Annotated in this window: 14 protein-coding genes; 8 read left to right on the top strand and 6 right to left on the bottom strand. The window is 37.9% G+C overall.

Annotated features, from left to right (window positions below; genetic code table 11):
• Positions 1-115: 115 nt before the first annotated feature.
• Positions 116-1,672, top strand: coding sequence for a transcriptional regulator TyrR (gene tyrR / locus PARC_RS12745; protein WP_010555118.1), 1,557 nt, complete (start codon positions 116-118; stop codon positions 1,670-1,672).
• Positions 1,673-1,700: 28 nt separating this feature from the next.
• Here the strand turns inward: tyrR and PARC_RS12740 are convergent, their stop codons facing one another.
• Positions 1,701-2,195: a hypothetical protein gene (locus tag PARC_RS12740; protein WP_010555117.1), complete on the bottom strand. Its 495-nt coding sequence runs from the start codon at positions 2,193-2,195 to the stop codon at positions 1,701-1,703.
• A 105-nt stretch (positions 2,196-2,300) separates the two neighbouring features.
• On the opposite strand from PARC_RS12740, the gene PARC_RS12735 reads away from it, so the two are divergent.
• The gene (locus PARC_RS12735) at positions 2,301-2,834 is read left to right on the top strand and encodes a thioesterase family protein (RefSeq protein ID WP_002958217.1); all 534 of its coding nucleotides are present in this window, start codon (positions 2,301-2,303) and stop codon (positions 2,832-2,834) included.
• An 80-nt stretch (positions 2,835-2,914) separates the two neighbouring features.
• Here PARC_RS12735 and PARC_RS12730 read toward each other — a convergent pair whose 3' ends face one another.
• Positions 2,915-3,568: an OmpW/AlkL family protein gene (locus tag PARC_RS12730; protein ID WP_002958218.1), complete on the bottom strand. Its 654-nt coding sequence runs from the start codon at positions 3,566-3,568 to the stop codon at positions 2,915-2,917.
• A 263-nt stretch (positions 3,569-3,831) separates the two neighbouring features.
• On the opposite strand from PARC_RS12730, the gene dapE reads away from it, so the two are divergent.
• The gene (gene dapE / locus PARC_RS12725) at positions 3,832-5,016 is read left to right on the top strand and encodes a succinyl-diaminopimelate desuccinylase (RefSeq protein WP_010555116.1); all 1,185 of its coding nucleotides are present in this window, start codon (positions 3,832-3,834) and stop codon (positions 5,014-5,016) included.
• Between the two features lie 47 nt (positions 5,017-5,063).
• On the opposite strand, the gene olsF is transcribed toward dapE, so the two are convergent.
• Positions 5,064-6,770, bottom strand: coding sequence for a bifunctional ornithine lipid synthase OlsF (gene olsF / locus PARC_RS12720; protein ID WP_010555115.1), 1,707 nt, complete (start codon positions 6,768-6,770; stop codon positions 5,064-5,066).
• 129 nt (positions 6,771-6,899) lie between these two features.
• Between olsF and PARC_RS12715 the strand changes: the two genes are divergently transcribed.
• Both PARC_RS12715 and PARC_RS21635 read left to right on the top strand, forming a co-directional pair.
• Positions 6,900-7,820: a 2-hydroxyacid dehydrogenase gene (locus PARC_RS12715; RefSeq protein WP_010555114.1), complete on the top strand. Its 921-nt coding sequence runs from the start codon at positions 6,900-6,902 to the stop codon at positions 7,818-7,820.
• Positions 7,821-7,917: 97 nt separating this feature from the next.
• Entirely contained in the window at positions 7,918-8,064 is a 147-nt protein-coding gene (locus PARC_RS21635; RefSeq protein WP_010555113.1) for a hypothetical protein, read from the top strand.
• A 204-nt stretch (positions 8,065-8,268) separates the two neighbouring features.
• Here the strand turns inward: PARC_RS21635 and PARC_RS12705 are convergent, their stop codons facing one another.
• Both PARC_RS12705 and PARC_RS12700 read right to left on the bottom strand, forming a co-directional pair.
• Entirely contained in the window at positions 8,269-8,514 is a 246-nt protein-coding gene (locus tag PARC_RS12705) for a hypothetical protein (RefSeq protein WP_002958222.1), read from the bottom strand.
• A 106-nt stretch (positions 8,515-8,620) separates the two neighbouring features.
• Positions 8,621-9,064, bottom strand: a complete 444-nt coding sequence (locus PARC_RS12700; RefSeq protein WP_010555112.1) for a hypothetical protein — start codon at positions 9,062-9,064, stop codon at positions 8,621-8,623.
• A gap of 113 nt (positions 9,065-9,177) precedes the next feature.
• Between PARC_RS12700 and PARC_RS12695 the strand changes: the two genes are divergently transcribed.
• On the top strand, positions 9,178-9,561 hold the full coding sequence (locus tag PARC_RS12695; protein ID WP_008168737.1) for a response regulator: 384 nt from the start codon (positions 9,178-9,180) through the stop codon (positions 9,559-9,561).
• A gap of 75 nt (positions 9,562-9,636) precedes the next feature.
• Here the strand turns inward: PARC_RS12695 and rpsT are convergent, their stop codons facing one another.
• On the bottom strand, positions 9,637-9,897 hold the full coding sequence (gene rpsT / locus PARC_RS12690; RefSeq protein ID WP_002958225.1) for a 30S ribosomal protein S20: 261 nt from the start codon (positions 9,895-9,897) through the stop codon (positions 9,637-9,639).
• Positions 9,898-10,192: 295 nt separating this feature from the next.
• Here rpsT and murJ point away from each other — a divergent pair, with 295 nt between their 5' ends.
• Together murJ and ribF are read left to right on the top strand one after the other, a co-directional pair.
• Positions 10,193-11,731, top strand: a complete 1,539-nt coding sequence (murJ, locus tag PARC_RS12685; RefSeq protein WP_033012718.1) for a murein biosynthesis integral membrane protein MurJ — start codon at positions 10,193-10,195, stop codon at positions 11,729-11,731.
• 84 nt (positions 11,732-11,815) lie between these two features.
• The gene (gene ribF / locus PARC_RS12680; protein ID WP_010555110.1) at positions 11,816-12,766 is read left to right on the top strand and encodes a bifunctional riboflavin kinase/FAD synthetase; all 951 of its coding nucleotides are present in this window, start codon (positions 11,816-11,818) and stop codon (positions 12,764-12,766) included.
• The last annotated feature ends 4 nt before the right edge of the window (positions 12,767-12,770 follow it).

Below are 12,770 nucleotides of genomic sequence, written 5' to 3'. Positions count from 1 at the left end.
TCCCACCCTTTGGCTCTAAAAGCTATTTTGTCCAAAAATGTTTACAATAAACTACCTTCTCAAAGCGACTTAGCGTATTATTCGGCTAATATAGTTTTTCCTTCTTTGAGGATGTATGCGTCTAGATATTCACTGTGCTGATCGAATTGGTATTGCTCAAGAAATCCTTAATATATTAGTTAACTACAGCGTTGATTTGAAAGGAATTGAAGTCGATTCTGTAAATTGTCGTATGTACGTTAGTTTTCCCGAAATTGAATTTGAACAATTCCAAAAAATTATGCCATCGATACGTTTAATCGACGGTGTACATGATGTGCGTACCACTGCATTTTTACCATCTGAGCGTGAACACAACGAATTAAATACTTTACTACGTGCATTGCCTGATGGGGTTATCTCTATTGATGCTAAAGGCTGGGTGCGTTTATGTAACGATGCAGCATGTAAAGACTTACAGCTAATTGAAAAAGACGTGATTGGTGCAAATATTAATAACCTGCTTAAAGGCTTTAACTTTACACGCTGGTTAGAAGGTAAAGAAGTACTCGGACAAACTACTCGCGTTGAAGTTGCTGGTGAGGATTTTATTGCAGACATTTTGCCAATTGCAGTGCCTCAAGGTAGTGAAGGTGATGTGCTTGCTGGTGCGGTTATTAACATTAAATCGCAAAGTCGGTTAGGGCAGCAAGTCAGTGCATTTAGACGTTACGGGCAAGAAAGCTTTGCTACTATCCATAACTTTAGTACGGCAATGCGCCGAGTTGTACGCGAAGCACGCAAAATGGCGCAACTAGAAGCCCCTATTTTGATTACTGGTGAAACAGGTACAGGTAAAGAGTTATTAGCTAGAGCGTGCCATTACGCATCTAATCGTTCTGTTAAACCTTTTATTGCATTGTCGTGTGCTTCACTTCCTGATGATGTTGCTGAGTCTGAGTTATTTGGTTATGCCGGGTACGAAGAAAATGCAGCGCCAAAGCGCGGTGTATTAGAGCAAGCCGATGGTGGAACTGTATTTTTAGATGAAGTTGGCGAAATGTCGACTCAACTACAAACTAAGTTACTGCGTTTTTTACAAGATGGTACGTTTAGAAAAGTAGGCGATGAGAACGAAGTTAAAGTAAATGTACGTATTGTTGCCGCTACTCAAAAAGACTTACCTGCAATGGTACAAGAAGGGGTTTTTAGAGAAGACTTATATTACCGTATAAACGTGCTTACTTTAGAAATAGCACCACTAAGAGATAGAAAAGCAGATGTAGGACCACTTGCAGAGCATTTTATTCAAAAATATGCGCAACAAAATGGTCATGCAATTCCTGTTTTATCACAAGAGTGTTTGAGCTTTTTACAAGAGTATCCGTGGCCAGGAAATGTTCGTCAGCTGGAAAATGCAATTTACCGCGCAGTGTCGTTACTAGATGATAGCGAGCTTCGCGTAGAGCATTTACAGTTACCAACTTTTACCCATGATTTAGGGTATTTAGAGTCTGATTTTGAAGGCTCACTAGATCAAGCTGTTAAACGTTTTGAAGCGACTTTACTTCGCAAACTCTACCCAGCTTATCCAAGCTCACGTCAGTTAGCTAAGCGATTGGGCCTAAGTCACACCGCGGTAGCTAATAAGTTACGTGATTACGGTATTAACCGAAAAACAGTAAAAGTGTAATTGGCCTAAATAAATTAAAATATGGGGACTAATTTTTAGTGCCCATATTTTTTGTTACCCCGTCAATTGCAATCGTCTCGATACCTTCTTCGTTAAAGTTCATTACAATGCTGGCGTTATTACGAGTGAAAAAATAGCTACGGCCATTAAGTTCAATAACATAATCGCCTTTTACGGGGTCGCTAAATTGCTGCTTTTTTAAAGTGATCTTATGTTCGCCAATTTGCCATTCAAACTCTTCAATAAATCCATTATTAAATTCTTGCACCCATATTTGGCTGTCATCTTTTGAAAGCGTGATAGCTACCGAGTAAGAGCTAGGGATCTGCTCCATATTGTAACTTTTAGAGCCAATAGTGAATTTTTCAGCTTTTTGCTGCCATTCAAAACCAAATTTAAATTCTTTAACTACACCAGTAGGGTAAGTAACAGAGCCTTTACCCGGTAATGAAAAATCGGCAAAAGCATTATAACTAGGCACTAATAGAGTTAGCGCAGTAATGATTTTTAGTTTTGACTTCATGAGTTATCTTTTTATTGTAATAGTGATTTAAGATTAAAGTAGAATATTCGTCTTCGCAAGGGGCTATGCTACACTCGAGTAAATTTAACTGGTAAGACCTTTTTTGTGAACTTATATATTCGACTTTTATTATTGTTTTTTAAAATTAAACGTAACAAGCAATATCAAAATTTACTTGATACGGTAGATATTGATTACAAAGCTCTACCTACTGATTGTGACATTAATTTACATTTAACAAACTCACGTTACCTCGCGATGATGGATTTATCTCGAACTTGGATGACTGAGCGCGTTGGCTTGCTTAAACAAATAATGAAGCGTCGCTGGTTTCCGATTGTTAACGCAACTGCTATTACTTATATTCGTGATATTAAGCCTATGCAGCGATATACAATAAGTACTAAGTTAGTTGGATGGGATCATAAATACTTTTATATTGAGCAAAAGTTTCACTCAGAACGAGGCTTACATGCTATTGCTTATGTACGCGGTGTATTTAAAAGTAAAAAAGGTATTATAAGTATTGAAGAAATGCTTGAAGTGGCTGGTTTTGATGGCCAAACACCTATATTGCCAAGTGAAGTTATGCACTGGAAAGAAATGCTAGAGCAGAAAAAGTTAAGTAACCTGCCCTAATCTCTACAAATGAAAAAAAGGCCTTTCGGCCTTTTAACACACATTGTAATTGGGTAACTACGTACTACTTTATATATGCTTTAAAAGCTGTATCTAACACCGAACATAGCAACAACGGGGTCAAGCTCAACAGTTGATGTAAGTGCTTTTGCACCATTAGCATAAACAGTGGCATCGGTATCAATATCCATAATTGATACCATGGCGTGTAAACCCCAGTTTGCATCAATTTTATAGTTAGCACCTACCTGAGCCATAAAGCCAAACGAATCATCTAATTTTACTTCTACATCGTCTGTTCCTAGCGTCGCTTTAAGTGCTTGAGAAGGTTGCTCATCAAAAAATGCAGTGTAGTTTATGCCTACGCCTATAAAAGGTCTTAGCGCATAACTTGTATCTAAAAAGTGGTATTGCGCAACTAAAGAAGGAGGAAGCTGTTTTATATCTGCAATTTTGTTGCCTGCTAAGCCGCCTGCGCCATTTACATCGTGTGAAAAAGGTGTTGCTGCTATTAGTTCTAACACCCATTGATCGTTAAATGCATAATCTACAGTGATACCTAGTTGAGTATCTGAATCACCTTTAAGGCCCAGCGTAGGTGCTTCATTAATTGCTGAGCTACTGTTATCAGGGTTTACGTTAATAGCGCCAACATTTACGCTAAAGTTAGCGTGTGCAGCTGGAGAGAGTGCTAATAAAGAGGTTAATAATGCGATGCTAATTTGAGTTTTCATGTTGTTCTCCAAGAACTACTGTTTGATTGGCGCTATTATTACCGAGCAATAAAAATGAAAACCTGTTCTAGATCAAAGTTTAAAAAACATTTTAACCTTGTGGAATGCTTTATTGATTTAGATTAAATTTAGCGTCGTTCTGCTTTTGAAAAGATTGACATATTTATTTCATCAACAGTCATATGAATGTATTAAGGCTGACATCGCTTAGTCATAAACTCACGTTTTAATAAAGGCACATTAAATAATAAAGTGTGTTTAACATGTTTTTAGAAGCATTCGAAAAAAAATCAAAAACAACGGATATTCAAAAAGAAGTTGTAGAGCACTTACAAACACTAATTCGCTTTGAATCAGTAACCCCTAACCAAGCGGGTGCAATTGATTGGCTTGCAGTTAAATTGTTGGGTTTAGGTTTAAGTTGCGAGCAATTTACTATAAATGGTGTAACCAATTTAATTGCCTGCATAAAATTCAAAGAAGGCCCATGTGTTGCTTTCTCAGGGCACATTGATGTAGTACCAGCAACAAGTAGCGGTTGGTTAAGTCCTCCTTTTGAAGGGCGAGTGCGAAATGATGCAATATACGGTAGAGGGGCGGCCGATATGAAAGGGGGTGTTGCCGCCATGCTTAGCGCCACAAAAAAGTTAATTAATAGTAAATCCGCTAAAGTAGGGACTCTTTACTGGCTTATCACGTCAGATGAAGAGGGAGAGGCTGAATTTGGTTCTCAAGAAATAGTTAATAAGCTTGCCAAGCAAGGTGTTGTATTAGATGGCTGTATTGTCGGGGAGCCATCAAGTGTGGCACAAGTTGGCGATACGGTTAAGAATGGCCGTCGTGGTGCGCTTTCAGCTCGGATTTTAGTTACTGGTAAGGCAGGTCATGTAGCTTATCCTCAAAACACACTCAATGCTGCTCATATTGCTGCAAAAATAGTAAATAGCTTGAGTGATCAGATCTGGTTACTCGATGTGACTAGCTCAAAAACCACACTGCAAGTGACTGGAATTAACATAAATAATGTGGTCGATAATTTAGTGCCAAGTCATTGTGAGATTACATTTAATGTACGTTATAGCCACGGTTACAGTAGCGCAGCAGTTAAAACGCAATTAATGAATACCCTAAACAAGTTTGCTGAGCATTTTACAATTGAGTGGGAACGCCCATGCGAGCCTTATTATACAAGCCATAATACGGGGTGGAGTTTACTTACTCATATTGAGCAGGCTATTTACAAAAACACTTCAAGTTACCCATTACTAAGTACAAATGGAGGGACATCGGATGGACGATTTTTTGCCAGTCCCCATACTCAAGTTATTGAATGTGGTGTGCGAAACAATACGATTCATCAAGCTAATGAACACGTATCTATTAGTGATTTACTTAAAATTGAAGCTATTTATACAACTTTACTAGAGCAGATATTTATAAATAATTAAATATAAATCGAGTACTTTATAAATATAAAGCACTCTCTTATTATTGGTTATTCTAAATAACGTTTGGCTTTGTTTTCTTTTACATTTTCAAGATCGACCAATACCAATCCATCAATACAATTATTAAAATCGGGATCAATACTAAAGCTTAAAAATTGCACGCCACCTGGTTTACAAAGTTCAGTGTATTGTTTAAATAAAGTAGGGACTTGAGCTCCCATATTAGCTAACACATGCTTTAACTCTACAAAATCTTCTTTTACGTCATTGCCGCAAAAAAGAGTATTGCACTGGGTTAGCTGTTGCTCAGTTAATTTAAATTCATTATTAGGCGTAGCTAATTCAATACCACTTTTATAGTAATGCTGATAGTAATAAACGAGCATGGCTTTTGCTTGCTCGGGTAGAGCATTTGATACACTTACAGCACCAAACAAGTATCTGTACTGTGGATAGCTTTTTATAAAAGCGCCAATGCCATACCATAAATAGTCGAGGCTCTTACGTCCCCAATATTTAGGCTGTACAAAGCTTCTACCAAGCTCAATTCCTTGTTTTAGATAGGGCGTCATAGCGTCGGTATAAGAAAATAAGCTATCAGTATACAAACCTTCGCGGCCATGTTTTTGTATTATCTGTTGTGCACAGGCTAATCGATAAGCACCTACCAGCTCTAGCTGCATTGGGTCCCACAGTACAAGGTGTTGGTAATCCATATCGTATTTATCTATATCACGACGCTTACCACTACCTTCACCGACTGCTCTAAATGCTATTTCTCTCAGACGCCCTAACTCTCTAAAAATAGGTGAGCTACCTGCATATTGGTATAGATGAATATGCATACCGTCTTGCGTTTTACCAAGTAGTTGGCATTGCTCAATTGCTCTTTTTAGCTCTTTTCTGCACTCGGGAACAGCGATAGGTGTTTGTGTTTTTAACGGCAGAGCTTTTTTTGTTGTAAGCCTATAAAGCTGTTTACGGATGAGGTTTACAACTTCTTTATCTTTAAGATTTTCTATTAAGTAAGATTCAGGAGGGATAGAGGCGCCAATCTCAAACTCTAAAGATTTTTGGCGCTGCTTAAACATTTCGGCCACTAATAGTAAACTTGCCAAAGGTTTATAAATCATTGATGTACCATAAAAAAGTGGACTGTTTTTGGCTTTAATATAAATAGGTAAAATAGGGCAGTTAGCTTTTTTTGCCATACGTAAAAAGCCACTATTCCATTTGCAGTCTTTAATACCTGTTGGCCCTAATCGCGATACTTCTCCTGCCGGAAATATAAGTAATGCGCCTTCATCCTTTAAATGGTTTTGTATATTACTAAGCTCTTGTTTCTTACTCATGCCTGATAAGTTATCTACGGGGAGTAAAAGTGAGTGCATTGGAGTAACCGACATCAACATGCGGTTTGCCACTACTTTTAAATCCTGTCTTACAGTTGAAAGTACTTTAATCAGTGCTAAAGCATCTAATGAACCAATAGGGTGGTTAGCAACGATAACAAGTTTACCCTCATTAGGAATATGTTCTATCTGCTTAGGTTTATAGCGCGTATCAAAATTGAGTTCATCGAGCACTTGTTCAACAAATTCTAATCCTTGTAGGTGAGGGTAGGCATCACCAAAAGCAACAAACTCTTGTTCATGTAATAAGTAGCCTAGGCCTTTTTTTACTAAACCTTTTACTTTTGGAGAGTTCTCTAGTTGTGGTAAGTTTGCAGCAATTACTTTATCAACACTTATCATATTAACCTCATATTCCGTTTGGCCTATTCGCCATACATGTAAGATTAAAAAAAGGGTGTGACAGTTACTTTGCAGTAGTGTGACTTTTTAAAGTGCTAACTTATAAACTGTGTATTGTTAGGAGAATTTATGTCGGTATTGGTTGCTATAACTGGGCGTGACAACACAAAACTAATAACGAAGTTACAAGAGCGATTACCAAATACGCGGATAGAGCAATGGCCTGATTGCAAAAACGCACATGATGTGGATTTTGTACTTGCGTGGAAAGCGCCAGAATCTATGTGGCCACAGCTACCTAACTTAAAGGCTGTGTCGTCATTTGGTGCTGGCGTAGACAGTATCGATTTAACATTACTCGACGAAAGTGTTGAAGTAGTTCGCATTGTTGACATGCAACTAGCTGAAGATATGGCGGAATATGTACTGACACATGTGTTAGCTCAAAAGTTACGTTTAAAAGAATATTACATTAAACAAACACAGCAAACATGGAAGCCAAAGCGGGCGCATAGTAATAAACATGTCGGCATACTTGGGTTTGGTGAATTAGGTAAAGCATGCGCGCAAAAGCTTATAAATAATGGCTTTAAGGTAAGTGCCTGGGCGCAAAGTAATAAAAACGCGACTAATGTCGAAATTTTTTATGGCGAGGAAGGCCTCAATAGTATGCTTTCTGATGTTGACTACCTTGTATGTCTATTACCCCTTACGCAAGCAACGACAGGCATTATTAATCACTCAATGCTCGCAAAGCTACCTAAACATGCTGTTGTTATTAATGTGGCACGCGGTGCTCATGTTGTTGAACAAGACTTACTAAGTGCATTAAATAACGATAGCTTACGCGCAGCTACACTCGACGTATTTGATCAAGAACCTTTAGCGTCGAATCACCCTTACTGGGGAAACCCCAAAATAACGCTTACACCACATTGCGCGGCGATTTCTGATTTAAATAGTGTTATAGAGCAAATAGCCGATAATATTGAATGCTTGAATAAGGGGTTAGTACTTAATAACCCAATAGATAGAACTAAAGGTTATTAGCTGATAGCTAATTAGTTTAAAAAACAGCTTGTTAACATTTGTAATTTTCATTAGTGTAAAAGGTATTCTCACTAATAAAAAATACAAAGAGGGTGTTATGAAATCGAGTCAAAGTGGCGTTAAATTAAGCCTAGTTATTATTTCAATTATTATACTTGGTGTTTCAGCTTGGTTTAATCAGGCTAATGCCGAGGATACTCCTTCTAAAATACAAACCCAAAGCGAGTTAACAATAGCGGACTAACCTACTTACTATGTATTCCTCTTTTTTCGTGTTTCTTCTCGTGACTCTTTTTAGCAGTATACAAGCATTATTTTCACAGTAGTGCTTGTGTGCCCCTGAAGCTCTAATTTTCATCTTGATTGAAAGTGCTTTTTAATATTTTTAAATTCTTAACAAAAAAAAGCCCAGCAATGCTGGGCTATTAAATATTCTAGGGAAAAGTTGTTAACTTTGGGTTACATTAAATTGCCCAAATGTATAAACTTTAAACAAGTAAAAAGTATTGATCAACACTAAACTCATATTTGAAATAACACTCGACGACATAAGATCTAAGCTAAATGATAAGAATAATAAACCACACGCACTAATGGCGGCAACGCGCAGCAGTGTTATCTGGTTAATAAAGAATGCACCTAAACCTAGTGCAAGTAGTGTAGTATTTAAAAGCCAATCTAGCTCGTTTAGCATGGTCGTTTCAATAGTTCAGTTGTTGAAAAAAGGAGCGCTATTATGTTGATCTTTTGCGCACCTTTCAACCAAGTAATTTTAAATTTTCAGATTAGTTTTTTTAATGCTAAAAGTGGCTACCGATTGCTGAAAATAAACCATTATCAGCAATTACTTGATACTTTTGGCAGCTCTGCGGTTTTTGTAAGTCACTGCATAAATAAAGGGACTCACGGCTAGAATCATAGGTGGGGTGTAAGTTTGAATCAATTAAAGTAGCCCCCTTGCCAAAGAATCCGGGCCAGTAAACACTCTCACTTACCATCCCTAATTTTTTATAGGTGAGTAAGGTAGGCTTTGGAAAAGCTAAAATAATTACAGCAACGACAGCGAGTGATATAAACAGTCCTTTTTTTTGCGTTGTTTTTTGGCTTATATCATTCTTTGCACTGGAATTTAACTCGCCAGGTGAAGGGCGCTGAGTAGAACGCTGAGGTTTTCTTTTTTGCGCTGTTTTTTTTCTTGCCGGTGCTTTACCTAGCAACGATTGTTTATTTGGGGTTTTAGACATAAAGCAAATCTGGCCTTTTTTCCGTAGGTCTCTATAATTAAATGAGTAAATTTATATACTAAGCTAATTATTATGATAACTTAAAGTTAGCTTATAGCCTACGAGGAATAAAGATGAATACGCAGCTATCAATTTTAATTGTAGATGACGTTAGCACAGTGCGTAGTTTTTTGAGCCAAACGCTCATGCACTTAGGGATAGATAACGTAAAGGAAGCATCTACTGCCTCACAATGTATTAGTGAGTGCCAAGCTGCAAATTATAATATCATTTTTTTAGACATTGAATTACCAGACGGTGATGGTAAAGATTTGATTGCACAAATCAATGAATTAAGCCCAGAGACAAATGTGGTTATGGTATCTGCACATTCAGGTATTGAGAATGTTAAGGATGCAATTGATAAAGGCGCTAAAGGGTTTGTAGTAAAGCCATTTACACCTAAAAAAATAGCTGCAATGCTTAAGAAGTTTTATCCAGAGTTAGAAAATGTCTAATAAAGTAAGTACATTTAAAATTTAAACAAAAAAAAACCGGCAAAAGCCGGTTTTTTATATTCTATCAAAAACAAATTATAGAGCTTTAATCTTAGCTGCTATACGGCTCTTATGACGAGCTGCTTTGTTTTTGTGAATTAGACCCTTAGTTGCGTAACGGTCTAGGATAGGTGTAGCAACAGAAAAAGCTTGCTGTGCAGCTTCTTTATCGCCCGCTTCAATAGCAACAATTACTTTTTTGAAGTAAGTGCGCATCATTGAACGACGGCTTGCGTTGTGCTGACGGTTTTTTTCGCTTGTGATAGCGCGTTTTTTTGCAGACTTGATGTTAGCCAAGGTTTGCTCCTAACAATCTTAAAATAAAGCTTAAATTAAAGGCCGTGGAATATGCCTGTTTCTATCATGGATGTCAATTTAAATTTAACAATCCAAGAAAAACTGCACCATATAACGAGCATCAATTTGCCGCTTTAGCAGTTAATACCGACATTGTAACAAAGCACAGACCCCCAGCCTAGTGCTTTAAAGCGATTTATAAAAAAGACTGTGGCATAATCGCCTATCTTGAGGATTTTTGAGTAGGTTTAAGGTGTCAAAAGGTTTATTTCGCTCCGGTATGATTGTTAGTTGTATGACTATGATATCGCGTATTTTAGGGCTCGTTCGAGATGCTGTTGTTGCCAATTTATTAGGCGCAAGTGCGGCGGCTGATGTTTTTTTATTTGCTAACCGTATTCCTAACTTTTTACGTCGTTTATTTGCAGAAGGTGCCTTCGCACAAGCATTTGTACCTGTGCTGAGTGAAATTAAAGAACAGCAAGGCGACGACAAGGTCAGACTTTTTGTTGCACAAGCAGCAGGCACATTAGGAACCATTTTACTGATTGTCACTATTATAGGTGTTGTTGCTTCACCCGTTATTGCGGCATTGTTTGGCACCGGTTGGTTTATAGATTGGTGGCAGGGCGGACCCAATGCCGAAAAGTTTGAACTTGCAAGTTCATTACTTAAATTTACATTCCCTTATTTGTTTTTTGTAAGCTTAGTTGCGCTTAGTGGTGCGGTAATGAACGTGTATAACCGTTTTGCTGTTGCTGCATTTACACCTGTTTTACTCAATGTTTCTATTATTACGTGTGCAATTTTTTTACATGATAAATTTAGTGTCGGGGCTTATTCTCTCGCAATTGGCGTATTTATTGGTGGCGTTGTGCAGTTATTGTTTCAACTTCCATTTTTATACCGTGCAAAAATGTTGGCGCGTCCACGCTGGGCATGGCAAGACGAAAACGTAAAAAAAGTACGTAAACTTATGCTTCCTGCTTTGTTTGGTGTATCTATTAGCCAAATTAATTTGTTGCTTGATACCATGATTGCTTCATTACTGATGACAGGCTCGATTGCATGGCTTTATTATTCAGACCGTTTAATTGAATTTCCATTGGGCTTATTTGGTATTGGTATTGCGACAGTTATTTTACCGGCGCTCTCTAGGTTACATAGCAGTAAAAAAAGTAGTGACTTTCAGCATACCCTCGACTGGGGGGTGCGTTTTGTTATATTTTTAGGCCTACCAGCAATGATAGGTCTAATGATCATCAGCCCGCTTATTATCACCGTATTGTTCGACCACGGTGCGTTTAAAGAAGACAGTGTTGATCATGTTAAAGCAGTAAGTTTAGGCGTAGTCGCATATTCAGTAGGGCTTGTAAGCTTTATGCTGATTAAAGTACTTGCTCCTGGCTTTTATGCTCGTCAAGACACAAAAACGCCGGTGCGTATTGGTATTATTACCTTAGTGTTGAATATGGTATTTAATATTATGCTGGCTCCTTTTATTGGTTATTTAGGGTTAGCACTCGCTACTTCGCTATCGGCTAGTTGTAATGCATTTTTGCTGTATAGGCAGCTTAAAAAAGAAAATGTGTATCAGTTTTCATCAATGAGTATGCGCTTTACACTTAAATGTGTTGTTGCAAGTATGGTTATGGGAGCTGTTACATGGTTTGTGAGCAGTTACTATTACTGGGCTACATGGGCTTTTACACAGCAGGTAGTCTTATTAATAGCACTCGTGGCTTTGGCAGGTATTAGTTACTTTGCAATGCTATTTTTAATGGGCGTTAGACTAAATACGATAAAAAGTGTAGCAATTACTGAATCAAACTAAAAAAAAGATTATAATCGGCAACTCTGCGGCTTTAATTAATTTTTAGTCGTAATTAATAGCTCGCTAAACAAGGCATTAGGTGGCATGGAGTTAATTAGAGGTATACACAATATTCGCCCACACCACTTTGGTTGTGTGTTAACTATTGGTAATTTTGACGGTGTTCATTTAGGCCACGCAGAAGTACTAAAAGGCTTACTTACTGATGCTAAAGCGCATAGTTTGTCTAGCACTGTAATGCTATTTGAACCCCAGCCACAAGAATTTTTTGCTAAAAACAATGCCCCAGCACGGCTAACGCGCTTACGAGATAAGCTACGTTTGCTTAGTGATTTAGGTATTGAGCGAGTTATTTGCATTAGCTTTAATCAGCAATTTGCAAACATGCATGCTGAGCAATTTGTTAATGATATTTTGATTAAAAAGTTAGGTGTTAAAGCTCTCACTGTTGGCGATGATTTTAAGTTTGGAAAGCAGCGCCAAGGTAACTTTGACTTACTTGCTAGCATGGGCAAGCAAGCGGGTATGGACGTAAAAAGCACCGCGAGTTTTCGTCAATTAAATGCTAGAGTAAGCAGCACTTTAATACGAGATGCTTTGGCATCTGGTGACTTAACAAGTGCTAAAATAATGCTTGGTCACGATTATGCTATTTCTGGGCGTGTTATACACGGCTGGAAAAGAGGACGTGAACTCGGTTTTAGAACGGCAAATATTGCCCTAAAACGCCAAGTGTGTCCTGTCAACGGGGTGTTTGCAGTGCAAGCAACGATTGCAGGAAAACAGATTTTTGGAGTTGCAAATGTAGGCAATAAGCCGACATTTAATGGAACTCGTGCATTATTAGAAGTTCACCTTTTTGATTTTGCACAGGATATTTACGGACAATTTATGCATGTGGAGTTAATAAAAAAACTTCGCAATGAAAAAAAATTCGAGACATTAACACAATTAACGGCGCAAATAGCAACTGATGTTGCTGCCGCTAAGCAGTGTTTTGGTTTAAATCAGGTAGCCGATAGAGACGGAATGTAGGATA

This window comes from Pseudoalteromonas arctica A 37-1-2 (genome assembly GCF_000238395.3).
Taxonomy (GTDB): domain Bacteria; phylum Pseudomonadota; class Gammaproteobacteria; order Enterobacterales; family Alteromonadaceae; genus Pseudoalteromonas; species Pseudoalteromonas arctica.
This window is presented reverse-complemented; position numbering and strand designations above follow the sequence as displayed.